Annotated in this window: 20 protein-coding genes and 2 pseudogenes; 7 read left to right on the plus strand and 15 right to left on the minus strand. The window is 38.7% G+C overall.

Annotated elements, in window-relative coordinates; genetic code table 11:
- Positions 1–27: 27 nt before the first annotated feature.
- Positions 28–3,927: an ATP-dependent RNA helicase HrpA gene (gene hrpA, locus PROVALCAL_RS13665; protein ID WP_006659888.1), complete on the minus strand. Its 3,900-nt coding sequence runs from the start codon at positions 3,925–3,927 to the stop codon at positions 28–30.
- Positions 3,928–4,147: 220 nt separating this feature from the next.
- Here hrpA and PROVALCAL_RS13670 point away from each other — a divergent pair, with 220 nt between their 5' ends.
- Positions 4,148–4,747 (plus strand): FMN-dependent NADH-azoreductase, encoded by a 600-nt coding sequence (locus PROVALCAL_RS13670; RefSeq protein ID WP_006659889.1) that lies wholly within the window; start codon positions 4,148–4,150, stop codon positions 4,745–4,747.
- Between the two features lie 65 nt (positions 4,748–4,812).
- Here the strand turns inward: PROVALCAL_RS13670 and PROVALCAL_RS13675 are convergent, their stop codons facing one another.
- The 4 genes from PROVALCAL_RS13675 to PROVALCAL_RS13690 all read right to left on the minus strand — a co-directional run bounded on the left by PROVALCAL_RS13675 (position 4,813) and on the right by PROVALCAL_RS13690 (position 8,576).
- A complete protein-coding gene (locus tag PROVALCAL_RS13675) occupies positions 4,813–5,142 on the minus strand; it encodes a YdbL family probable chaperone protein (RefSeq protein WP_006659890.1) in 330 nt (109 codons plus the stop codon).
- A complete protein-coding gene (locus PROVALCAL_RS13680) occupies positions 5,139–5,324 on the minus strand; it encodes a YnbE family lipoprotein (RefSeq protein WP_036963819.1) in 186 nt (61 codons plus the stop codon). Before PROVALCAL_RS13680 ends, PROVALCAL_RS13675 begins: the two co-directional genes overlap by 4 nt.
- 38 nt (positions 5,325–5,362) lie before the next feature.
- A complete protein-coding gene (locus PROVALCAL_RS13685; RefSeq protein ID WP_006659892.1) occupies positions 5,363–8,005 on the minus strand; it encodes a YdbH family protein in 2,643 nt (880 codons plus the stop codon).
- 238 nt (positions 8,006–8,243) lie between these two features.
- On the minus strand, positions 8,244–8,576 hold the full coding sequence (locus tag PROVALCAL_RS13690) for a P-loop NTPase family protein (protein ID WP_006659893.1): 333 nt from the start codon (positions 8,574–8,576) through the stop codon (positions 8,244–8,246).
- Positions 8,577–8,850: 274 nt separating this feature from the next.
- Here PROVALCAL_RS13690 and PROVALCAL_RS13695 point away from each other — a divergent pair, with 274 nt between their 5' ends.
- On the plus strand, positions 8,851–9,849 hold the full coding sequence (locus tag PROVALCAL_RS13695; RefSeq protein ID WP_006659894.1) for a 2-hydroxyacid dehydrogenase: 999 nt from the start codon (positions 8,851–8,853) through the stop codon (positions 9,847–9,849).
- 14 nt (positions 9,850–9,863) lie between these two features.
- A complete protein-coding gene (locus PROVALCAL_RS13700) occupies positions 9,864–10,301 on the plus strand; it encodes an META domain-containing protein (RefSeq protein WP_006659895.1) in 438 nt (145 codons plus the stop codon).
- 81 nt (positions 10,302–10,382) lie between these two features.
- Here PROVALCAL_RS13700 and grxB read toward each other — a convergent pair whose 3' ends face one another.
- On the minus strand, positions 10,383–11,027 hold the full coding sequence (gene grxB / locus PROVALCAL_RS13705; RefSeq protein ID WP_039862074.1) for a glutaredoxin 2: 645 nt from the start codon (positions 11,025–11,027) through the stop codon (positions 10,383–10,385).
- A gap of 590 nt (positions 11,028–11,617) precedes the next feature.
- On the opposite strand from grxB, the gene PROVALCAL_RS13710 reads away from it, so the two are divergent.
- Positions 11,618–11,929: a helix-turn-helix domain-containing protein gene (locus PROVALCAL_RS13710; protein WP_006659897.1), complete on the plus strand. Its 312-nt coding sequence runs from the start codon at positions 11,618–11,620 to the stop codon at positions 11,927–11,929.
- 249 nt (positions 11,930–12,178) lie between these two features.
- Here PROVALCAL_RS13710 and PROVALCAL_RS13715 read toward each other — a convergent pair whose 3' ends face one another.
- From PROVALCAL_RS13715 to PROVALCAL_RS13750, 8 genes and pseudogenes are all read right to left on the minus strand, one after another.
- Entirely contained in the window at positions 12,179–13,192 is a 1,014-nt protein-coding gene (locus PROVALCAL_RS13715) for a fimbrial protein (protein ID WP_006659898.1), read from the minus strand.
- Positions 13,183–15,658 (minus strand): annotated as a pseudogene (locus tag PROVALCAL_RS13720) (fimbria/pilus outer membrane usher protein). The gene PROVALCAL_RS13715 and the pseudogene PROVALCAL_RS13720 overlap by 10 nt, the downstream one beginning before the upstream one ends.
- A gap of 8 nt (positions 15,659–15,666) precedes the next feature.
- Positions 15,667–16,368, minus strand: coding sequence for a fimbrial biogenesis chaperone (locus tag PROVALCAL_RS13725; RefSeq protein ID WP_039862075.1), 702 nt, complete (start codon positions 16,366–16,368; stop codon positions 15,667–15,669).
- An 88-nt stretch (positions 16,369–16,456) separates the two neighbouring features.
- The gene (locus PROVALCAL_RS13730; RefSeq protein WP_006659902.1) at positions 16,457–17,032 is read right to left on the minus strand and encodes a fimbrial protein; all 576 of its coding nucleotides are present in this window, start codon (positions 17,030–17,032) and stop codon (positions 16,457–16,459) included.
- Between the two features lie 1,605 nt (positions 17,033–18,637).
- Positions 18,638–19,078: a YcgN family cysteine cluster protein gene (locus PROVALCAL_RS13735; protein ID WP_006659904.1), complete on the minus strand. Its 441-nt coding sequence runs from the start codon at positions 19,076–19,078 to the stop codon at positions 18,638–18,640.
- 20 nt (positions 19,079–19,098) lie between these two features.
- Positions 19,099–19,755 (minus strand): fumarylacetoacetate hydrolase family protein, encoded by a 657-nt coding sequence (locus PROVALCAL_RS13740; RefSeq protein WP_006659905.1) that lies wholly within the window; start codon positions 19,753–19,755, stop codon positions 19,099–19,101.
- 20 nt (positions 19,756–19,775) lie between these two features.
- On the minus strand, positions 19,776–20,879 hold the full coding sequence (locus tag PROVALCAL_RS13745; RefSeq protein ID WP_006659906.1) for a lytic murein transglycosylase: 1,104 nt from the start codon (positions 20,877–20,879) through the stop codon (positions 19,776–19,778).
- Between the two features lie 49 nt (positions 20,880–20,928).
- A pseudogene (locus PROVALCAL_RS13750) lies at positions 20,929–21,197 on the minus strand (YcgL domain-containing protein).
- A gap of 129 nt (positions 21,198–21,326) precedes the next feature.
- Between PROVALCAL_RS13750 and minC the strand changes: the two are divergent.
- Genes minC through minE form a run of 3 tightly spaced genes read left to right on the plus strand, consistent with a single transcriptional unit; the run spans position 21,327 to position 23,191 of the window.
- The gene (minC, locus tag PROVALCAL_RS13755) at positions 21,327–22,052 is read left to right on the plus strand and encodes a septum site-determining protein MinC (RefSeq protein ID WP_006659908.1); all 726 of its coding nucleotides are present in this window, start codon (positions 21,327–21,329) and stop codon (positions 22,050–22,052) included.
- 23 nt (positions 22,053–22,075) lie between these two features.
- Positions 22,076–22,891: a septum site-determining protein MinD gene (gene minD / locus PROVALCAL_RS13760; RefSeq protein WP_006659909.1), complete on the plus strand. Its 816-nt coding sequence runs from the start codon at positions 22,076–22,078 to the stop codon at positions 22,889–22,891.
- A 3-nt stretch (positions 22,892–22,894) separates the two neighbouring features.
- Entirely contained in the window at positions 22,895–23,191 is a 297-nt protein-coding gene (minE, locus tag PROVALCAL_RS13765) for a cell division topological specificity factor MinE (RefSeq protein ID WP_006659910.1), read from the plus strand.
- A 53-nt stretch (positions 23,192–23,244) separates the two neighbouring features.
- Here minE and PROVALCAL_RS13770 read toward each other — a convergent pair whose 3' ends face one another.
- Positions 23,245–24,024 (minus strand): energy transducer TonB, encoded by a 780-nt coding sequence (locus tag PROVALCAL_RS13770; RefSeq protein ID WP_117584519.1) that lies wholly within the window; start codon positions 24,022–24,024, stop codon positions 23,245–23,247.
- Between the last annotated feature and the right edge of the window lie 33 nt (positions 24,025–24,057).

Here is a 24,057-nt window from a genome sequence, read left to right on the forward strand (position 1 = left end):
GCGTTAATGATTATCTTGACTGGCTCATTACAGTTGCTGAGTCAAACTTTCCATCGTTTGGATAATACGTTTATCTGAAATCGGATAAGGTGTTCCAAGCTGCTGAGCGAATAAACTGATTCGTAGCTCTTCAATCATCCAACGAACCTCTTGTACCTCAGGTAATTGTTTTTGCAGCGGTGTCAGTTTACTCATCCACTGTTGCCACAGAGTTTGCACATGCTCAACTTTACTCATCTGCGCACGGTCACGATTCGGATCAATCGCCAATTTTTCTAATCGTCGCTCAATTCCATTTAAGTAACGCAAGATATCGGGTAGTCGCTTCCAGCCCTGCTCCGTGACAAAACCCTTAAAGACTAACCCTGACATTTGTGCTTTTACATCAGACAACGCCAATGCCATCGAAAAATCCACACGTCCTTTTAATCGTTTATTGATCGCAAATACTGCGGTTAAGATCTGCTCAACCTGCTTCGCAATATTGACAACTACATCATTCAACTCTGCCCGAGCATACTCTTTCAATGATTCAAACTGCTCTTCATTCCAGACCGCACCACCATATGTTGCAATCAACTGATCAATACCACATGCGATACAATCATCAATTAATTCAAGCACTTTACCATAGGGGTTAAAATAGAGGCCCAATTTAGATTTATTTGGCAATTTCTCATGAAGATACTTAATCGGTGATGGGATATTCAATAATAATAATCGACGAACTCCGCCCCACATCGCTTGCTGCTGCTCAAATTCAGTTTCGAAAACCCGAATACCTACACTGTTCTTCTCATCGACTAATGCAGGATAAGCTTTAACAGAATAACCGCCACGTTTTTGCTCATAACGTTGAGGCAGTTCACCGAAACTCCAAATATGTAAGCCACTTTGCTCAATACCATCATCCACAACTTCAGACAGTGTTTCTTGCACTTTTTCCTTAAGGCTATTTTTTAAAGCATCTAAATCTTGCCCTTCAGCGACAGTTTTATTTTTATCGTTTACCACCCGATAGGTCATTTTTAAATGCGCAGGCAGTTGGTCTAACTGCCAAGACTCGCGTTCCACTGTCACACCAGTCATTCGGCGTAATTCACGCTCTAATTTATCGAGCACGCTGCCTTCAGGCGTTGGAACTCGCTCTAAAAATGCCGAAGCATAGTTAGGCGCAGGCACAAAATTACGGCGGATTGGTTTTGGCAATGATTTAATCAACGCAACAATCAATTCATGACGTAATCCTGGCACCTGCCAATCAAAGCCAACATTGTGTACCTGATTTAAGATAGCCAATGGGATATGAACAGTAACCCCATCAGCATCCGTTCCCGGCTCAAACTGGTAACTGAGGCGGAATTTAAGATCCCCCTGATACCAGTAATTGGGGTAATCCAGTGCGGAAACGGTACTTGCATCCTCTTTGATCAGCATGTTTTTTTCAAAACTAAGTAAATCCGGCTGCTGTTTTGATACAGTTTTCCACCAATTATCAAAATGGCGAGATGAGATCACATCATTCGGAATACGTTGGTCATAAAACGCAAATAACGTTTCGTCATCAACCAAAATGTCACGTCGGCGTGATTTGTGTTCTAAATCTTCCACTTCAGATAACAATTTTAGGTTAGCTTTAAAAAATGCGTGACGGGTATTCCAATCCCCTTCCACTAAGGCATGACGAATGAATAATTCACGGCACAATAGTGGATCAATCACCCCATAATTGACTTGGCGCGATGCCACAATCGGAAGCCCATATAATGTCACTTTTTCTGATGCCATAACGGCACCTTCTGACTTCGACCAATGTGGCTCACTATAGTGATGTTTAACCAAATGCTCCGCTAATGGCTCAATCCATTCAGGATCAATAGACGCGGCAATACGCCCCCATAATTTTGAGGTTTCAACCAGCTCAGCAACCATCGTCCATTTCGGTGGTTTTTTAAATAAACCTGACCCAGGGAAGATAGTAAATCTGGCATTCCTTGCTCCGGTAAATTCATGTTTTTCCGCATCTTTTTGACCAACGTGTGATAACAACCCTGCCAATAAAGAGACATGAATACTGCGAAAATCTGCCGCCGCACTATTGATAGCAAATCCTTGCTCTTTTACCACTTGACGCAATTGTGTGTAGAGATCTTGCCACTCACGAATCCGCAGGTAGTTAAGGAAATCCTGACGACACATTTTTCTAAATTGTGCGTTAGAAAGTTCCTCTTGCTGTTGTTTTAAATAATCCCACAGATTTAAAAATGCCAGAAAATCTGACTGCTTATCATGGAAGCGTCGATGCTTTTCATCGGAAGCTTGCTGTTTATCTAACGGTCTTTCACGAGGGTCTTGAATGGACAATGCGGAAACAATCACCATCGTTTCACGTACCGCACCATATTTTCGTGCTTCAATCACCATTCGCGCTAAACGTGGGTCCACGGGTAATTGTGCTAACTGGCGGCCGATATCAGTTAAACGGTATCCTTTGTCTACTTCCTTATGAGGTTGGATCCCACCGAGCTCTTCCAGTAATTTGACACCGTCTTGAATATTTCGCTTATCTGGTGCTTCTACAAATGGGAATGCAGCGATATCTCCAAGCCCTATCGAGGTCATTTGTAAAATGACGGATGCCAAGTTAGTTCTCAGAATTTCAGGATCGGTAAATTCAGGTCGAGATAGGAAATCTTCTTCAGAATACAAACGAATACAGATACCATCTGAAACACGTCCACACCGCCCTTTACGCTGGTTAGCGGAAGCTTGAGAAATCGCTTCTACTGGCAAACGTTGTACTTTCGTGCGATAACTATACCGGCTGATCCGCGCATAACCTGTATCAATAACATATTTTATACCGGGTACTGTTAACGACGTTTCTGCCACGTTCGTTGCAAGTATAATTCGACGCCCACCATGAGGATGGAAAATACGATTTTGTTCACTGTTAGACAACCTTGCGAACAGTGGCAAAATTTCGGTGTGACGTAATTGAAGTTTGGATAAAGCGTCAGCGGTATCTCGAATTTCACGCTCACCGCTCATAAAGATCAGAATATCACCTGCACTTTCACGTCCAAGCTCATTAACAGCATCAATAATGCCGTCAATCTGGTCACGATCGCTGTCATTATCATCGCCCATAATGGGACGATATCGCACTTCAACTGGATAAGTACGCCCAGAGACTTCCACAATTGGCGCATGACCGAAATGACGAGAAAATCTTTCAGGATCAATGGTTGCAGACGTAATAATGACTTTTAAATCAGGGCGTTTAGGTAATAATTGACGTAAATACCCTAAAATAAAATCGATATTTAAACTCCGCTCGTGAGCTTCATCGATAATAATGGTGTCGTATTGCAGAAGTAATTTATCATTTTGTAATTCTGCTAATAAAATACCATCCGTCATTAACTTAACTTGAGTGGTATCACTAACCTGATCGCTAAAGCGAACCTTATAACCGACATTTGTACCCAATTCACACTCTAATTCTTGTGCTAAACGTGAAGCGACAGAGCGAGCAGCCAGCCTCCGCGGTTGAGTATGACCGATAAATCCTTTTACTCCACGCCCCAGTTCTAGACAAATTTTAGGGATCTGCGTCGTTTTACCTGAGCCAGTTTCTCCGGCAATAATCACAACTTGATGCTGACTTATCGCATCAAAAATAGCTTGTTTCTTTTGGCTAACAGGTAAGTTTTCTGGGTAAACAATTTTTGGCATATTCAGGCGTTTTTTCTCAACTTTCTGTTTCGCCTTTTCAACATCCCCTTTAATCACGTCAATCACTGCCATACGGGATTTTGGGTCTTGTATTTTTACTATGCCATGCAAGCGTTTCTTTAATTGCCATTGATCACGCAATGATGTTTGTTCAATTTCAGCCTGTAATGCTGACAGAATGGGATCCATTCTTAAATCCTTATATTTCAATTTGTTATAATGCCACTGTTCTATTTATCATCATGAAGCGGCTAAAGATAATATTTTGGTCTGTTTTATGATTTTAGTTATCTCATACAAATACCATCAGTTTTTTCGAACTAATCCTTCTAAATTTCTTCTTATTAATGCGTCACATACGGAGTATCATCATTATTCAATGAGCGACATATGAGTTTTGAGGAAAATAATGAGTAAAGTATTACTATTGAAATCCAGCATTCTGGCGGATTACTCACACAGCAACAAAATGGCCGATTATTTTGTACAACAGTGGAAAGAAAAAAATCCTACTGATGAATTTCTCGTTAGAGATTTAGTTAAGCAGCCTATCCCTGCCATTGATGGCGAAATTTTAGCAGCTTTTGCGCCAACTGACACTAAAACAGCACAGCAACAAGCACTTTTAGACCTATCAAATCAACTGATTGATGAGATTAAGCAAAGTGATGTTTTAGTGATCACGGCACCTATGTACAATTTTTCAGTGCCTTCTCAACTGAAGCACTATTTTGATTTTATCGCGCGCTCAGGGCATACCTTTAAATATACCGAGCAAGGTTCTGTCGGTTTATTAAATAATAAACGTGCATATGTACTAACAAGTCGTGGCGGAATTTATAAAGATACACCAACGGATATTATGGTGCCTTATATCACGTTATTCTTGAATTTTATTGGCATTACAGATATTGAATTTATTTTTGCAGAAGGTACTGCACTCGGTGCTGAATCAGTTGAGAATGCTCATTCTCAGGCCAGAGAACATATGAATACATTGATTGCCTAATAAAATGCCTCGTTAAACTAGGCATTCTTATTTGTCACTATATTGCGCACAACCTAGTGCGCATTTTATTTTTTCTGTACCCATTGCCCATTAATACCACGTACATATTCTCCTGTAGGCGCCCGGTCTACCAGCTTTTGCCCTGCGATTCTTGCGACATCATTGGTTTTAAGCCCGTTTTTATCCGCAATTTCCGCGTATCTATTTTTCCTTTCTGCATTAATACGCTCAACCAGCTGCTTTGCATTATCACTATTTTGGTCAATCACTGCCAAATACCCTGACAATGTTTCACCAACAAGCCCATGAGATTTCCCTTCTTCAACCGTCAGAGCAAATGCAGAGAATACGCTTAGCGTCGAACATAAAGCGATCGCCTTAAACCAATTCATCATTTCGCTTTCACCTCACCAAATAAATCACTATTTTCTTTTAGTAACTCTTCGACTTGCCTATCAGCTTTGATTTGAATTTCATGTTCAATTTTGACATTCATATTGATATTAATCGGCTTATCAGGTGTAGCGACTTCAACACGTAAACACGCTGTTAATAACGAAGCCATTGTCATCATCATGATCAGTTTTAATGTTTTCACAGTATTCCTTTTATCTCTTATAGATTTTTTTCGAGCCATTCTTCTAAGCCACTACCAAAACGCAGACTGCGCCACAACTGAAAAATATTTTCTTCATGCTGATAATTTAAATGTACTTCACGCTTTTTCGCTTCTTTGGTGTTATACCCTTCTAGAATAGTCGACATAGTGAGTAATCCCAAATTCGTGACATTGACATCGGTGCGACTACGTTGAATTTCAAGATATTGCAGCCAACCAATTGCAGAGCCTGCTGAAATATTATCAGCCGCGATAGATTCCACAAAATTGGTATCCAAGCGCAATGTAAGTGGTCCGCTATTTTCCATCCATCCCGCTTTAATTATCCATTCCGGATTATCCAAATAAAACGGTAATTCCCCGTTTACTCGCCCAGAAACGGCAAATTGGGAAACTTTTAGTTTTGTAAATAGTTCACTGAGTTCCACTTCGTGAACGCTAATTGTCGCTGGTTTATTTTGTGGCCAACGCAATATATCGAGGCTAATTTCACCGCCTAGCATGTTAAATCCAACATTGCTTAATTGAATTGGATTCGTCTCAGTCGGGGGATACATACCTGACAAATCAGCTTTAACATTGGTAAATTCAAATAAATTCGAGATGTGTTTAATACGCAATTCAACCGGTGATTTCTCACCTAACGTCCAAGTGCTATTGTGTAATTTCCACGGTAGGACAAAGTCCAATCCATTTAGCTCGCCATCTTTCATCCATAAGCTGGTATTTTGAACTCGCCAATGTCCACCAGCAATAAACCCATTTTCTGGTGTCATGGAAAAAGCAGCCTGAGAAAAAAGTTTACCTTCGCGCAATTCAATTCCAAGGTCTTTCGGAATTAATGTCTGAAATGCTTTTACCGACTGTTCAGGCCAACGCGCTTCACCACGTAAACGCTCTCCATCCCAACGCCCAAAAATGACAATAGGTCCAACTTGGCGGGTACTTAAGTCCCCTTTTAGCTGAAAACTTGCCGGTGATGTGCCTTTGAGCTCGGCATTAGCTGTGATTTTAGGCAAATAACTCTCAGAACCAAATAACATACGATTACTGGTTAGCTGTAATCCGCCGTAAAAATTCGCTTTTGCCGGATCCCGTTGCCAAACTAATGGTGATGTGAGCTTAAGCCTAGGTGCAGACATCGAAAGTAGACCATATTTAATCTGGTCGAAACCTGTATTTAAACTATTGAGTGTCAATTGCGTATCTTGCCAGCTACCATTACCTTTAACATCCCAGTGTGCAGATAATGCAGGTAATTGAGCATTTCCCCAATAATTCCAAAACCATTTGCCTTGATCGATATTAAATTTATTCGCGCTACCATCAAGATGAATATCAAAATCACCCCAATATTGCTCTTTCACTTTTAAAATAGCCTGTAAACGACCGGTGATCCCATCTGCATTTAAACTCGTTCCAGCGAGAGGGAATCGTATTTCACGTAACAAAATCGTGGGGGAAAGTCGTCCATAGGCTCTCATTAAGGAGCCTGGCATAAATGCCACTGTAGGGGAAACCAATTGACCTGCAATTTTTGCGGGTAAATTGATATCTAACACCATGTCATCATACTTAACTTGACCATTCAGCCTAAAATTAATGTCGCCATCTAGAAGGTTAATTCGGCTTGGTTCAACAGTAAGAACTAAATTTGCTTTACCTTTTTTCGCATCAGTTAGCATATTTAACCGCCCTGAAACGACAAATTCACTCCAAGTTTGATTCCAGTTATCAATCTGAAATGCAATCCCACCATGTAATGGAATGTCAGCATCATTCCAGCGCCACTGTCCATCAGTCACAATGACTTGGGACGATGATACGTGCCAAGGAAGGTGAAATAATTCTTGTTGCTGTTCGACATCCATCACAGTGAGTAAACCTTGGTCTTGCTGCCAGTGCAGTTTAGTCTGCAAAAGTTTATTTAATTCAAGAAGCTTAAACTGAGCATCGATATCTCCCGCCTCGGGAAGTTGATCGCTAGTGAGCGGTAACGTTAACTGAGCCGTTAATTCAATATGCTGTGGTTCCTCTTTCTGCTTAAGCACATCTGGTGCTTGTAACTGTTCCAGCATTAATGGACTTTGGGGTAAGGTTGCAGAAAATTGATTGATAATTAACTGGTTTTGTTGATTGACTAGAGAAGATACGCGTAAATTTTCACTTTGATAATCAAGCATAAGTGGAAAATCAGGCGTGCTTCTCAACCACAAACTACCTTGATACTGTTCCCAAGAACGTAAATTAATTTTATCAATAACCAGTGAAAATTGAGGAATGGCATCCAATATATCAGTCATATTCACCGGTGGGCTGGACGGCTCTTCGCTCGTTTTAACCTGATTCAAACACTCGGCATTGATATCAAGCCCATCAGCCTTGATTCTGATAGGGAAAATAGAAATATAGATATTGGTTAATGTCACGAGCGAACAATCCGTTGCCGTTAACTCCGCATGAGAAAATCGAATTTGCCGGTCAACAATATGGGGTGCAGAAAGTGACAACGTCACGGGGCTGGGTAAAAAGTGATTGGCTACAACAGGCGCCCAACGTGTTAATGTTGACCACAAAATCATCAGAAGCACTACCATAGCGCCTAAGAATAAAAGCAGTATTTTTATCGCTCGTTTCATGAATATTCTCTAAACATAGCTATATTCATAAAGCGGCAATGAAGATCATTGAAGAAATGGATGAAAACAAAGCGAAAGGATGCGTTGGAACGAGCAGCTCAACAACTTGCATAGCGATATAGGTCATTTCCATAATAATCTTCTCTATTTAGATAAATATATTCTAATCTTTTAAAACAGAAATGAACAACTTAACCCTATCCGTTCATTCTGTTACTACATTATTTTCAATCAGTTATTAGTGATTATGCGATGTGGCATGGTTGGTAATTTCACGAAAATATGATTGTGTATCATGCACAATCTTCACTTTTTCGGCAAATATAGGATTAGCTGCGAAAAATGGCACTAAACACTTGTCATAAGACCCTTCCATTATCCTGCTATCTTTACATTTGATCTCCGAAATTAGTGACTTCATAGTTCCCAGAGTCTTTTTAACGTACTCAGTTTGGGTTTTATCCCAATAAATTTCATCATAACCATATGCAGGGAGACTAAATTCTTCCAATAACTTTTGGGCGAGCCTTGTTTTCCCTGCCCCGGATATGCCAATAATGCAAATTTTCACGTAACTCCTTAACTTTTCTATTCTTTAAAATCTATCTAGTCCTTAAAAGGAAAAAATAAAACTTAACAATTGCAGCATTTTAACACTAAAAAGACCTTTATTTGTTAAGCAGGATATGTAAACGAAAATCAAACGTAAACAGAGAGATATTTTATTAATTTAAAGGTGATTTACATCACTATTTGTCTTATTCTGGACGCATATTTTTGTGGGTTTGTTTATTTTACCTACAGTGTCTCATTTATTGGTTCCTATACATTATGGAGTTCCTCTGATGAAAATTGTTTCCTATAGCACCAAACAGTATGATCGAAAACATATGGAACAGGTCAACCAACAGTCAGAGTTTAATTTTAATATTGAATACTTTGATTTCCCATTAACAGTCCAAACCGCTAAAAACGCCGTAGGCGCTGATGCTGTTTGTATTTTCGTCAATGATGAAGCAAACCGTGCCGTGTTAGAAGAGCTTGCTGCTCTTGATATCCATATTCTTGCTTTGCGCTGTGCAGGTTTTAACAATGTAGATTTGGATGCCGCCAATGAATTAGGTATTCAAGTTGTACGAGTTCCCGCTTATTCTCCTGAGGCCGTCGCCGAACATGCTGTTGGTATGATGTTGTGCCTGAATCGTCGCATTCATCGTGCTTATCAACGCACGCGCGATGCTAACTTTTCGCTGGAAGGCTTAACTGGCTTTAATATGCACAACCGCACTGCGGGCATTATTGGTACAGGTAAAATTGGTCAAGCCACCTTGCGTATTTTGAAGGGGTTTGGAATGCGTTTGCTGGCTCACGACCCTTACCCAAACCAAGTCGCTCTCGATATTGGTGCAGAATATGTCGATTTAGATACCCTCTATAGAGAATCTGACATTATTTCTCTACACTGCCCGTTGACCCCAGAAAACCATCATTTACTCGATGAAAATGCCTTTAATCGCATGAAACCTGGCGTCATGATTATCAATACCAGTCGTGGTGCTTTAGTTGACTCCGCGGCTGCTATTAATGCACTAAAATCCCAAAAAATTGGTGCATTAGGCATGGATGTATATGAAAATGAAAGAGATTTGTTCTTTGAGGATAAATCCAATGATGTCATTCAAGATGATATCTTCCGCCGACTGTCCTCTTGCCACAACGTATTATTTACTGGGCACCAAGCATTTTTGACGGAAGAAGCGTTAACCAGTATCAGCTTAACAACGTTGAGCAATATTCAACAAGTCAGCCGTGGCGAAAACTGCCCGAATGTTGTTAAGCCCTAGCGGGATCACGCATCATGAAAAGACTGATCCCACTAACCCTCTTTGGATTGTTGCTCGCAGCTTGCCAAACTCATCAAGTCAAGGCAGGTAGTAGCCAACAATCTCTTGAGCAACAATTGATGCATCATAACTTTGTCTTAACTGAAGTAGATGGACGACTGGTTCCCAAAAAGCAAACAACCCCATCAATTTCTTTTGGTGAAAAAATGTTTGTTTCTGCCTCAATGTGTAATGATTTTAACGGAATGGGTGTAATCAATAATGCAACATTGAAAGTTAAAACATTAAGTAAAACAGAATTAGAGTGCGTAGATGAAGATCTTTCACGATGGGATGTATTAATTAATCGTATGCTGACCAATGGCGCAACAGTAACATTATCCAAAAATCATTTAATGTTAACGCAAGGGCATTATAAACTTGTTTATACTTTGAGTGATTATATGCAGTAATTGTGCCTTTATTGCAAAATAAAAAACCGCCATTTGAAATTTGGCGGTTTTTTTATCTTATTCTATCAAGAAGCTTATGTACTACTTAGCTTGATTAAATAGTAAATTAATTCCTGTCGCTTTTGATGTTCGGTCCATATAATCATGAATTGCTGTGCTGAATCCTATTTCCTTCACAATACTCAAGCTACGCAATACAGGGAAAATAATGAAATCATTAATATCAACAAGCGCTTTGTTACGTTTTTCCAACCATACATCTAAGAGATCCAGATACGGTTCTAACTCAATTAATAACGTATGAGTTTCTTTACGCAACACGGATAGATCATCACCATGGAACTTGCTAACACGCTGAATATACGTGGCTTTAGCTTCCTCGGTGGCTATTTCTGGAAACTCAGATTCAGTAAAACGTGGCGTCACTAATTTGGATACCGTCGAAGAAACTGCTTTATACCAATTATCAATCTCGGGATTAATATTCCCTATCGCTAAGCGAGGTTCACTTAATTGATCAATATAACGCACAATATCTAAACTCTCGGGTAAATAGCTACCATCATCTTTTTGTAGAATAGGTACCATTTTACGCCCTATCATACGTGTTGGGGTTTCAATATCGTTATCCAGCAAAATAACCTCTTCTACTGCAACTTTTTTTAAACCAAAAATCATTCTTGCACGAACACAAAATGGACAATGATCATAGATATACAGTTTCATGTTACCCTCACACACTCAGTGATAAAACGAATAAACTTCATTTAAGTATACTTTATATTTATACTTAGTATAGTGTTGCGCATTTTATTTTTAATCTAAAATATCTTCCCACAACGCTTTAAAGTACAACTTTATTTTTTTTGATTAAGCTAGATTTCATATTTAAATTTTATTTTGAAATTAATTTAATATATTTAAACTTAATAAAAAAACAAAATTAATAGTTCCAATAAAAATATAAAATAAAAATTAGGAATATAAGTAACGTTTCAAAATGGAACATTTTAACCAAATGAATCAATAATTTAAACAATTTAACTACAAAACTCATGTTACTTGCTTTACTGAATAAACAGGTTTAGCCGTATTGTTTTAGCGGTATATTCTTATTGTTATTTTTATTATAAATATTCAAAATAACTTAAAGCCAATTATTGAATGCATTGTTAAATTTGAGCATCATTAAATGAAAAATGATGATTGAAATTAACATTAATTCTAATTATTAGCTTTTAAAGTAGTATGTATTTTAATATAATATCTAGCGTAAACGACTAATAATATCCTTAATAATAAGTTGAGTATGTCATATGGACATTCATAGTGTCATTGGGCTTAGAATAAAAAATCGGAGAAAAGAACTGGGTTTGTCAGGCGCAAACCTAGCCGATAGGTTGCATTTAAGTCAGCAGCAAATATCGCGTTATGAAAATGGGGTAAACAAGATTCCAATTGACCATCTACTTGATATTTCTGAAATTTTAATGTGTCCTATAGAATGGTTTTTTAATGGTTATAAAAGTGAAATAAAAAATAACGATGGTTTAGCATTTGATATTCCAAATAAAGAATTACAATACGCAGCAGAAAGTGTAATTGTTCCATCTAAACATCATCTTTAATAATCATTTTTTGATTATCTAAAAATACCCAGTTTAAGTTAATGAAATTATTGAGCTTCATTGGTCAAGATTAACTTTCTGGGTATTTGCCTTATTAGCCATCTATAAATAGTATGTCATCCCTATACTAAAAATAAGATCAGACCTCATACCACTCTTAATAATTAATATTATTTAGAAACAAAAAATGCCTATCTATGATTTCATAAAATAGGCGTTTTTTAAGATGAACTTAATTCATAATTGTTGTTAATCGTAAGTCACATTAAATACCATATGCGACCTTACTTCACCGGAAGAGATAGAATCGGCAAATTGAAAGTAACGGGCAATCAACTCGATTGTAAATATCTTTTCTTGGGAGTTTGCCAGCTTACCAACATAAAAAGGTTTGCCAAAATTGATTGGTGCATAACTTTTTCTTTCTATTACCTGAATACCAACACCTTGTGCGGCGCTGGATCCTGTTGCATCATTCTTTAACACGCCTTCAACAGCACTAACTGATCTATTCGCACTGAAATCCATCTTAATATCAGCCTGCCCCGATACCGTTGTTCCACCGCTACATCTTAAGACAATATCAAAATCTTTCGCACCTGTAGTGTGATCTCTTGCAGTTAAATCAGAACGTTTAATCGTATTGAGATACACATTCTGTTGTTTTCCACTTTCAATAATGCATGAAGGTGAAACAATGGTGATCGCATTCGCATTTAACGATGTCGTCAAAATAGGGTCTGAGCGTCCTTGATAACCATATTCCGTATATTCGCCTCTTGCAATCGTACCTGAACCAGTAACTTCCGCTGTTTTAATTAACTTCAACGTGAATGTTGAACCCGCTAAATAGTAATTTGTTCCACTCCAACCACCGTTAACCACATATTGGCTAGGGTAAACCATACTCACTTGACCCGTTCTTTCAAATTTCATACCGATCCCCGGTATGCTAGATTGGTATACCTTATCACCTATATCTCGTAAGCCAGGCATAACGATTTCTGCGTCAATCACGTTACGCCCATAACAGGTTAGATAAGTACGGTTTGTTGTATCCAGTGGCCATGTTTTACTGGCGATAACACCACCTACAGGCAAAGTGGCATCAACCACCACTCTCCCCATATCCATATTTAGTCGGTAGGTGGGCTGCCTACTTCTGTCGCAATGATCCCAGCCTGTAATATGTGCAGCCGCATACTGTGTAGTAAGAAGTACACTTGCGCCAATTAGCCAGCGCCATTTTTTGATTATTGACATAGACTTTCCTGACTATTTTCAGCCGTTAATGGGAATGAACATTCACCGCCTTCCCATTTTACTGTCGCGATTTTTGATTCATTATTGCTGATAAATACTGTACCACCTTGCCCTACAATACCAATGTAATCACCTTTTGAATCAACTACATTGGCTCCAAATGGTAGCGTTTTATTACCTGCTCGAATCACGTTGTACACTTCATTTTTTTCAATTTTGGTATCAAAAACGACTTTAACAACACTGCCTTCATACGGTACAACTTGCGCCGTAGTACTGCTGAATACGATATCTTCAGGGCTACCTTTCGGGTCAAGATCGATATTATTAATACGGTATGGTCGAACATATGGCGCCACCGCATAGCCACGACTATCAATCTTGGTATTGTGCGATCCCATCACTGATGCACCTTCCGCACCTTTTGCTTCAATTAGTGCGATGGTCGATGAGGTATTTGGTGATAAAGTCACTCCGCCAGAATGCACTATCATGGATCCATTCGCGGATGCGCCATATTGACGATAGCCTTGACCTTGGCTGTAGTTAGCATTGGTCGTCACTACTGGCGTTTGGTAGCCCGTATTCAATGCAAAATTGCTGCTTCCACCATTTTCTACAGAAGTGTTTAAACCGTAAGTCCAGTTATTGTCCGCATCAAATGAGCCGTTAGCACCCACTTGAGAAGATCCAAATTTATCATTATTAAACGTGGTGTTGGACGTAATTGTCGTATAGTGGTTATCCCCAAAATAGAGTGGGAAGTTTACGTTTAAACTTACACGGTCATCTTGGCTTCTTTGTGTGTTATCGGAATAGACTCTCATAAACGAAACACCGTATGAGACGCGGTCATATTGATTGGTGTAATTTAGTTGATACTGTTTTTCAACACCTGAGCGGTTCCAATAACTTGAAATACGTCCTGTAAAATAGAAACTTCCTAACTCGTAAGGCAAGTTTTGGTTAATCGTGTAGCTAAAACCATTCTTTTCACGACCCAATGAGCTATTCATACCTTTTTTATCTGAGTCAATGGCATACAGTGCATTGGATAGGCTAAAGTAATCTTCAGTTGAATAACGATAAGCCGCTAAGACTAGGTTGGTATCTGTTTCAGAAAATAGTTTATTAAATGTAAAACGGTAGCTTTGCCCCATCTCAGTCTTTTGGTTAAACACCGTTCTTGACTGTGTCACATCCACAGCAACGGCACCAATAACCGTATTCACACCTGCACCGAGCAAATAAGCCTGATAATCATCAAATGCGGTCAAACCGCCATACAGCGTAAAGGTATTATTTAAGCCGTGTTGCAGAGTACCTTGCATAATAAACGGTCGATTACTAATGCCTTCAGCATCAGATTTACCACCCGAGAGCTGATAGCGGGTATAGCCAGGGCGTAATAATTGAGCCAAAGAGGTGTAAGGTACGCTAAATGAAGATTCGCTACCATCAGCTTCTTTTACTGTCACCACAAGGTCATTTCCGTAACCAGAGGGATAAACATCCGTCAGGTTAAAGGGTCCAGGTGAAACTGATGCTTGATAAATGACCACATCATTTTGTCTAACGGTCACTAATGCGTTACTCTGTGCCACTCCACGAATTTCAGGTACAAAAGAACTCATGCTATCGGGATACATGCTGTCATCGGTGGCAATTCTAGCCCCTAGCAGACTAATGCTATCAAACATGTCACCGTCGGTATAAAACTGACCCGCAGTTGCTTTTGCTTTGAGCGAGGCAACAGGACGTTGTAAATACGTTTGGTTACTATGCCAACTCGCTCCCTCTTTACGCTGCCAGCTTAAATTCCCAATATGCTTTAACATCCAGCCGTCATAGCTTAGTCCAGCATTTAATCCAAGATAAGCACTCGCACTATTATTATCGTTAGAATGGCTATCATAATAGTTCCCCATATAACCTAGGTTTAATGCGGGGATCCCTGATTCCCAGAATTGTTCTGAAACATATCCTCGAGAGGATTTTTTGCTCATATATTTGCGGTACAGATATATCCACACGTAGCGTAGAGGTGTGAAATATATCGCTCACATCAGCCTCACTGTTCCATTGATTCAAAAAGAGACATTCTTTGCTATCAAGGGATGCAGCTGGTGCAAATTTTTCAACATTAATTCCAAGGTCAGATAATAGTGCAGGCGTATAACAGGTGCCGAGTTGACCATTTTCTTTTGCTACAAAATCAAGGTCATAGCGCCCTTTCCAACTACCGTTGGTATACACGTCAACAGAATACTTTCCTGGACTAATCCCTGTGGTGTTAAATCGGTCAAAATCAACATTCTCTTGGCTACCGATAATAAAACCACTGTTAAATTCATACGTGGTTTCTTCTTCACTCCAAGCATAAAAAGACGGCAAAGCACAGACTGTGACTAAACCCGTCACGGAGAGTATGTTGGAATATTTATATTTTAACTCTCTCTGCTTCATTCCAAATCCTATTTAACGGTAGTTTTTACCGCTACATCTGAGCCGTAATCATTGATATTGTTAATAATAATTTTTGTTCCTGACGTCAGCGCTTTTTTAAGCTCTACTGTCGACTGGCTTTTCGGATCTAAAAAAATCGTCTTATCATTCAATGTACTAGAGCCATCAACAGAAATTTTTGTAATAGTAATAAAGTATGGCGTCGGATTGTCGATATTAAGTCTGCTACCAGCGGCTTTTACCACTAATTGTTCAGGAGCAAGTTCACGGCTACCTAAACCTGATGGGCGATAGAAAAATTTAAAACGAGAACGAATCGCTAGTTGCAGCACATTTTGATTTTCTGCTGCTTTATTTTTGACCATAGGTGGAATATCTAAAAGGTTAAGCCACCAGAGTGATTCTCGGTCTTGTGGAATGGCGGATTTATCCATCAATTTGATGCGGATAGTTTGTCCACCTTTAGCTTCAATTCGGGAAATCGGGGGTGTGAGTTGAAAAGGCGTTTTAATGGTGTCGGGTGTTTCAGATGCATCACCATTATCAAGCCATGCTTGAGCCATAGCAGGACGATCAGCCGTATTATTTAATTGAATTGTAATTTCTTTTTCATCGCTAGGATAAATAAAGCGTGTACCGTTAACGATAATATTATTTGCAAATGCCGTCATGCTAGACAGTAAGCAAAGACTAAATAGAATGGCTTTCATGTGGGCCTCAAAGCAAAAAGCGGCAGTTTACCCACCGCTTACTAACTCATGCTTTTATCGAAAATGCCGATAAAAACTGACTGAAAAATTAGTTATAAGTAATTTCGTAGGTCGCGTAGCTTTGAATTTCACCCGCGCTTACTGCATCTGGAGTACTTGTGGTGTAACCAACATAGTAAGTGAAACGTGTATTTTTGCCGTTTAACTCACCTGTGGCTTTTGGTTGGCTAGTTTGACCTGGGAAAATTTTAGTTGCAGCTTTACCATCAGTAGATAGCGCTAACTGAATGTTTTTAGCACCATTAACTACAGTGTTAGCTAAGCTACCTTTTGTGTTAGCGGCTAAGTTACCACCAGTCCAGCGTACGCCTAAACCGGAAACATCAGAAACAGCTTTACCACTTTGTGCACAATCACTGATTTCGATAGCAAATGTTTTTGGTTTTAAAATTGTATCGGAGCCACCATCTTTAACTTCTTTTAAAGAAACCGGCGCTAAATACACAGTAGCATCGCTACCTTGACCATCAACGGAAACGTTACAAGAAACATCCATAACTTTACCGTTGAAGTTAACTTGACCACCACCAACTGGTGTTGCTGCGTTTGCTGTTGTTAAGCCAAGAACTGTTGCTGCGATAGCAGTCAGTAAAACTTTTTTCATTTTCAATTCCTAAGATGAGTTTTTATTTATTACTTATAAAAATTATTAAGTGGTCTTTATTTAGTTGTTGGTAACAGCAAAAACGGAACCCTGCTGCATTAAAATACAGCGAGAAGTCAGTATGTTTTTATTTTCAGCGAATTGCTGTAACGCACACACAGGGAATGACTTAATACATTCTATTTTTGAACCGACAAGCTATTTGACCCTCTAATTCGCCGCAAAGCATACATAAAAACTTAAGTATCCTTAAATCGTTTTTACCTTAGCTTATTAATATTTTGATAGATAGAATCTATTATAATTGATCTATTAATTGATAATGCCAATATATTAATTACGCGCAATAAGTCATATTTAGAGCTAGAATTAGTAATTTGTTAGATTTAGCCGAATTTAATTAGAGTTATATTTTGGTTTTTTATAAATTAAAAGATTTATGTGAAAATTTTAAATTTGAGATGTAAGTTAAATTTTATGACTTCATTTACATTTAGACACTTTTTCTAGTAGTTTCGTAACAAAATAATATCCCTGTATACGTGTTAAAAATCCATAAAACATAAATATTTCTTATTGATTATACCGTTGTTCATATTGGAACATCGAATAATAAATAAAATTAAATATCGAATTATTATTCCAAGACTCAATTCACTCTCTATTGGTGTAAATGAATTATCTATAACTTTATTGCGCTATAAGTAAGGATAAAAATTCGTGAAATCGAAAGTTATTAGGTTGTAATTTCGCTATAGTGACAATTAGGAAAACACGTTAATGAATAGGACAAGAGATTTGTGATAAAAAATCATAAAAACCGCAAGATAATGCTTACATTATTTAATTAGGCTTTAATGATTTAGTCTATTTAAGAGTATCGGGACATGAATCTATGTTAGAGGAAATTATCATTTCTGATCTGACAATACTAAATAAGTAGTATTTTCTTGCCAAAAACTTGATCTGCCTCAAGATTTGGAAAATATCTATAACTTATTGATATATAAATAAATTATATAAGGCAATCAATTCGACCAAATTTATAAAAATTGCCTGAAAAATACATATTAGGAATATTCCTAAAAACACATATTTTGTGTTTATGATTTACCTTATGTATCGATTTTGGGCAAAAAAGCATTTAAAGCTAAGTGCTATTCTATTTTAAGACTAAGTATTTTACTCCGTATATTCATGAACAATCGTGACAATAACGCTAATAATAGTACTATTTAAATCACATCAACTCATTAAATTGATAACAAAAATGCAAGATGATATTTGAAAGAAATGGCTTAAAAAATATTTTATTTCAACAAGATATGAAATATGGTTTAAATAATTCAGGTGTATGCATTAGATGAGTTGAATATTAGAACATTTGATATTAATAAATATTTAACATTTTTAAAACCATTAATGAACAAAATCCATTTCATGCATATCTTATTAATTCTGATTGATATAGCAAAGACGTTATTTTCTGATTAAGTCGATTAATTGGCTGGTAAATATAATATTTGTCGTATTTTCTATCCCCTATTCATTTAGTTAATAAAAAACCCGCACTAAGCGGGCTTTTTGAGGGGGCACAATAAAATGCTATCTAGTATTAGGATGATTCATAATATGATCTTCCCATTCCACCACATCAATTTCTCGTACAGCAATGTGGCGAACAGAAATACCTTCATTATGCATTGCAGCTTTTGAACCTGTTTTCAATGGATGCCATGCAGGAAGTGATTTTCCTTCCATAAGCAAACGATAGGCACAGGTGCTCGGTAACCAAGCAAATGTTTCTAAATTGTCCCGTGTCAGTTTGATGCAATCTGCTTCATATTTGAAACGATCTGCATAATGCTTGCACTGACAGGTTTTAATATTTAATTGGTTACAAGCCACATTAGTGAAATAGATCTCATCGGTATCTTCATCTATCAGTTTGTGTAAACAACATTGCCCACATCCATCACAGAGCGATTCCCACTCTTCATCGGTCATTTCATCTAAGGTTTTAACCTGCCAGAAAAACTGAGACATAATACTGCAAAATCCTATACTTAAATGACTCTAGTGGTCAGTGAATTATCATTAATCGTTAGCGTTAACATATCCCCAGAAACCAGCGGACCAACACCGTCTGGTGTTCCTGTTAAAATAACGTCGCCAGGACGGAGGGTAAAGAAGCGGGACATATAGCTAATCAGCGGTAAAACTGGCGTGATCATATCACGAGTCGATCCAGACTGACGAACTTCGCCGTTGATCTCTAAACTCAATGACATATTTTGTAAGTCACTTGTACCACTAACAGGAATAAAACCAGAAATCGGGCAAGAACCATCAAAGGCTTTGCTTTTCTCCCAAGGTTGCCCTGCTTTCTTAAATTTCGCTTGTAAATCTCTCAGCGTTAGATCAAGCGCAACGGCATAACCGGCTATTGCACGGGCAACTCGGTCTTCATCCGCATTTTTTAGCGGCATACCAATTAAAATAGCCATCTCTACTTCATGATGGACAGAACCTAAATCTTTAGGGATCACAATCGGTTGGTTTACATCACACAGTGCTGTTTCAGGTTTAATAAATAAAACGGGCTCTTCCGGTAATGCTGACCCCATTTCTTTAATATGTTTTGCATAGTTACTACCCACACAAACTACTTTATTGGCAGGGAAATCTAATAAGGCACCTTGCCAGTCGCGATGTTGATACATATCGGTAACTCCTATTATCGTTATTGTATTTTTGTAGCGATACCATCCGCCATCATACAAACACTTAATGCGAAATAATATGAACGATTCCAATGCATAATCGTGCGGAAGTTTTGGGTGACTAAGAAAGTTCGACCTTCAGGATCATCGGGAATGACCACCCAAGTTTTTATCTCTGGTGATAACCGGGAAAATGCAGGTAGTTTAACGCCTAACTGTTCCCATTCCTGAACTGTTTTACCTTGTTCCGTTTTAACGCCTTCTAAACGACGGTTAAAATCAGCGGGCAAAGAGACTTGGTAGCCCCATGGTAATGCAGATTGCCATCCTTCCGTTGATAAATAATTAGCAATAGAAGCAAAAACATCCGCTTTATTATTCCAGATATCCATTTTGCCATCACCATCACCATCCGCTGCATAAGATAGATAAGATGTTGGCATAAATTGGCTTTGACCCATTGCACCCGCCCATGAGCCTTTCAGCTGTTGATCTTCAGGAATATAACCTTTATCCATGATTTCCAATGCAGCCAATAATTGCTTACTAAATAGAGCTTCGCGGCGACCTTCGAAAGAGAGTGTTGCGAGAGCAGAAATGACATCTTCTTTACCTTGTGAACGACCAAAACCACTTTCAAGTCCCCATAAAGAAACAATATATTGAGGTGGTACACCATATTTCTGGCTAACGGCATTCAGAACAACTTGGTTTTCATAATATTTTTCCACCCCCATATTAATGCGAGATTGTGGCAAAACATTTTTTAGATAACTTGCTAATGTCACTGTAGCACGCTTTTCAGGCTGCCCTTTATCCGCTTTTACAACACGTTCTAGGAAGTAAATATTAGCGAAACCACGATCAATCGTAGATTGTTTAATACCTTGAGCAATCGCATGTTGTTTCAACAACTCCACATACGCTGGAAACTGGGAAGGTTCTCGTTGTTCGATCGGAAATGCTTTATCCAATGCGATAATTTCTTTTTCAATCGCAGCCTCTTGTGCCGTTGTCAGAGTTCGCGTTTCATTCGCATGGGTTGCAGTAGTTTGAGTATGTGGCGCACTGCAACTTGCTAAAAGTAGACCAGCGACTAATGTATATAATAACGTTGGCTTCATTTTTATCCTCCTGACGATAATGGCTTTTTAAGGATCTTCCTAAATTGTCTTAGTCGTTTAGTTCACGGTATTCAGAAAGTAAATCCTCGACCGGAGGTGGGAATTGCAAGTAATAACCAACGTCTTTGAGATCAGCGCGAACTCGCTCAATATCAGCATTAGCCAGCTTTTCACGTTTATCTAACGAAATTAACATTGAGAACTGAGGTTTGCCAAACTGTTTAAGGAGTTCTTCAGGAACGCGTGAAAAATCATCTTTTTTTCGATATATAAATAAGTTTGATCACGGTTCGGGCTTCTATAAATTGCACAAATCATTATATTTAACTCTTTTTCTTGGTTCGTAAGCTTGCTTGAAGTATGCAGTAACTATAACATGCTATTGTTTTACTGAGTATCTTCACCCGAGGATTGTTTCGGAAATTTTAATTTGCTGAGTCTAGATAGATGCCACAATCGCCAATAGAACTTAAAGGCAGCAGTTTTACTCTTTCAGTCATTCACTTACACAGTGAAGAGCCTAAACTCATCAAAAAAGCGCTGCAAGACAAAGTAAGTCAGGCTCCTGATTTTCTTAAAAATGCCCCAGTTGTTATTAATGTTGCAGAATTAACGCATCACGCGGATATGTACAGTATTCACAAGGCGATAGTTTCTGCTGGTCTTCGAATTGTTGGCGTTAGCGGTTGCACTGACCCACTATTAAGACAAAAAATCAATGAAGCGGGACTGCCCGTACTCAATGAAGGTAAAAGCAAAAAAACGCCAGAACCATCAACGGATGACGTCACTTTTGCAAAATCTGATATTGCACCTCAGTCTGCCCCTATCGAATCTGCTTATCGCAAAACTCGCATTATCAATACTCCAGTACGTTCAGGTCAGCGCATTTATGCGCCAAATAGTGATCTCATCGTCACAAGTAATGTTAGTGCAGGTGCAGAATTATTAGCAGATGGTAATATTCATATCTATGGTGTTATGAGAGGTCGAGCCCTTGCTGGTGCCTCTGGAGATATGGAAAGCCAGATTTATTGTACTCATTTGCAGGCAGAGCTAGTGTCGATTGCAGGCGAGTATTGGTTGAGCGATCAAATACCTACTGAATTTCTCACCAAAGCAGCTAAACTTTGTTTAGTTGATAACAAACTTAATATTGAATACTTAAATTAGACCTTATTTACAAGGAATTATTCATGGCACGCATAATTGTTGTTACTTCTGGTAAAGGTGGCGTTGGTAAAACCACTTCAAGCGCGGCCATAGCTACCGGCCTAGCTCAAAAAGGGAACAAAACTGTAGTTATCGATTTCGATATCGGTCTACGTAACCTTGACCTAATCATGGGGTGTGAACGTCGCGTAGTATATGACTTCGTCAACGTTATCCAAGGTGATGCAACTCTAAATCAGGCGTTAATTAAAGATAAACGTACTGAAAACCTCTATATTCTGCCTGCATCACAAACTCGTGATAAAGACGCCCTGACTCGTGAAGGTGTTGAAAAAGTTCTTGATGAACTTAGCAACGAAATGGCGTTTGATTTTATTATTTGTGATTCTCCCGCGGGTATTGAAAGCGGTGCATTAATGGCGCTTTATTTCGCTGATGAAGCCATCATCACAACCAACCCAGAAGTCTCTTCTGTTCGCGACTCAGACCGTATTTTAGGGATCTTATCGTCTAAGTCTCGTCGTGCAGAAAAAGGTCAAGACCCAATTAAGGAACACTTATTACTGACTCGCTACAACCCAGGTCGCGTAACCCGTGGTGACATGCTCAGTATGGAAGACGTTCTAGAAATTCTGTGCATTCCATTAATTGGTGTGATCCCAGAAGATCAATCTGTTCTACGTTCTTCTAACCAAGGTGAACCGGTTATTCTGGACTCTGACTCTGACGCAGGACAAGCATATAGCGACTGTGTAGAACGTATTTTAGGTGAAGATCGCCCTATGCGTTTCATTGAAGAAGAGAAAAAAGGCTTCTTAAAGCGTCTATTTGGGGGATAAATAATGGCTTTATTGGATTTCTTTCTGTCGAGAAAAAAGACGACAGCAAATATCGCAAAAGAGCGACTGCAAATCATCGTTGCTGAACGTCGCCGCGGTGATAGTGAGCCAGCTTATCTTGCTGATATGAAGCGAGATATTTTGCAAGTTATTTGCAAGTATGTTCAAGTTGACCCAGAAATGTTATCCGTACAATTTGAACAAAAAGATGATGATATTTCTGTTCTCGAATTAAACGTCACTCTTCCTGAAGCAGAGGAAGGTAAAGATGTTAAAGAGACAAAACCAGCAGAACAGTAATATTGTACAATGCCGCTATACCACTATAGCGGCTTGATTTTTACCTCATTTTTCTAATCTAATTTAAAATTAATCTCTAATTTCAACTGCCTGTTCATATCCTCTGGTGGTTTACCCAAAGGTTTGCAACGCTTAATTGCATCTAATATCGCCTGTTCAAAAAATGGGCTCATTTCTGAATCCAGCACTTTCGTATTGACCAATTCACCTTTCTCTGTGACATCAAACTGAACTTGAATATCCCCTTGCATACGCATTTTGCGTGCTCGTCGCGGGTACTGTTTGTGGCTATCAATTTCCCGTTTGATCTGGTCTAAATAGCGCTGTTTGGCATTGATGTTATTTTCGCCATCAGAAAAATGAGCGAGGTCACCTTGCTGCCCTGCAGCTAAAGAATTTGCTTTGCTTTCTCCTTCTTTTGCTCTTTGGGTTTGCAAATCATCCCGAGAACTGTCTTTCTTGGCTTTTTCTTCTGGTTTAGCTTTATTTTTTACAGGATTACGCTTTTTAGATTTCACTTCATTGGGTGTTTTATCAGCGACGTTATTTGAGGCATTATCTTGATGGTTACGCTGCTTACTGACCTTGATATTCGCGTACTCAAACTCCTCGATGGTATTGAGTTCATCTCCAGTTACCGATTGGCTTTCTTGGGGGACACTCACTTGCTGCTCAACTAAAAACTGAGTTAACGCGACGGTCACCACTGGCGAAATTAACGGTGCTGTCATTTTGAATGACAATGAATTGACTGTAAAAAAACAGAAATAAATAATGGTGCCGTGTAATAAGCCAGAAAGCGGTAATCCATAATAAATTCGAAAATAATTCATGGCGATATTCCTAATCAGCCCCAGCAAATATAC

It is taken from the genome of Providencia alcalifaciens DSM 30120 (assembly GCF_000173415.1).
GTDB lineage: Bacteria > Pseudomonadota > Gammaproteobacteria > Enterobacterales > Enterobacteriaceae > Providencia > Providencia alcalifaciens.

Coding starts and splice junctions, on each gene's coding strand:
- hrpA (WP_006659888.1), bottom strand. CDS start 3,927: ATGGATCCCATTCTGTCAGCATTACAGGCTGAAATTGAACAAACATCA.
- PROVALCAL_RS13670 (WP_006659889.1), top strand. CDS start 4,148: ATGAGTAAAGTATTACTATTGAAATCCAGCATTCTGGCGGATTACTCA.
- PROVALCAL_RS13675 (WP_006659890.1), bottom strand. CDS start 5,142: ATGATGAATTGGTTTAAGGCGATCGCTTTATGTTCGACGCTAAGCGTA.
- PROVALCAL_RS13680 (WP_036963819.1), bottom strand. CDS start 5,324: ATGATGATGACAATGGCTTCGTTATTAACAGCGTGTTTACGTGTTGAA.
- PROVALCAL_RS13685 (WP_006659892.1), bottom strand. CDS start 8,005: ATGAAACGAGCGATAAAAATACTGCTTTTATTCTTAGGCGCTATGGTA.
- PROVALCAL_RS13695 (WP_006659894.1), top strand. CDS start 8,851: ATGAAAATTGTTTCCTATAGCACCAAACAGTATGATCGAAAACATATG.
- PROVALCAL_RS13700 (WP_006659895.1), top strand. CDS start 9,864: ATGAAAAGACTGATCCCACTAACCCTCTTTGGATTGTTGCTCGCAGCT.
- grxB (WP_039862074.1), bottom strand. CDS start 11,027: ATGAAACTGTATATCTATGATCATTGTCCATTTTGTGTTCGTGCAAGA.
- PROVALCAL_RS13710 (WP_006659897.1), top strand. CDS start 11,618: ATGGACATTCATAGTGTCATTGGGCTTAGAATAAAAAATCGGAGAAAA.
- PROVALCAL_RS13715 (WP_006659898.1), bottom strand. CDS start 13,192: ATGTCAATAATCAAAAAATGGCGCTGGCTAATTGGCGCAAGTGTACTT.
- PROVALCAL_RS13725 (WP_039862075.1), bottom strand. CDS start 16,368: ATGAAAGCCATTCTATTTAGTCTTTGCTTACTGTCTAGCATGACGGCA.
- PROVALCAL_RS13730 (WP_006659902.1), bottom strand. CDS start 17,032: ATGAAAAAAGTTTTACTGACTGCTATCGCAGCAACAGTTCTTGGCTTA.
- PROVALCAL_RS13735 (WP_006659904.1), bottom strand. CDS start 19,078: ATGTCTCAGTTTTTCTGGCAGGTTAAAACCTTAGATGAAATGACCGAT.
- PROVALCAL_RS13740 (WP_006659905.1), bottom strand. CDS start 19,755: ATGTATCAACATCGCGACTGGCAAGGTGCCTTATTAGATTTCCCTGCC.
- PROVALCAL_RS13745 (WP_006659906.1), bottom strand. CDS start 20,879: ATGAAGCCAACGTTATTATATACATTAGTCGCTGGTCTACTTTTAGCA.
- minC (WP_006659908.1), top strand. CDS start 21,327: ATGCCACAATCGCCAATAGAACTTAAAGGCAGCAGTTTTACTCTTTCA.
- minD (WP_006659909.1), top strand. CDS start 22,076: ATGGCACGCATAATTGTTGTTACTTCTGGTAAAGGTGGCGTTGGTAAA.
- minE (WP_006659910.1), top strand. CDS start 22,895: ATGGCTTTATTGGATTTCTTTCTGTCGAGAAAAAAGACGACAGCAAAT.
- PROVALCAL_RS13770 (WP_117584519.1), bottom strand. CDS start 24,024: ATGAATTATTTTCGAATTTATTATGGATTACCGCTTTCTGGCTTATTA.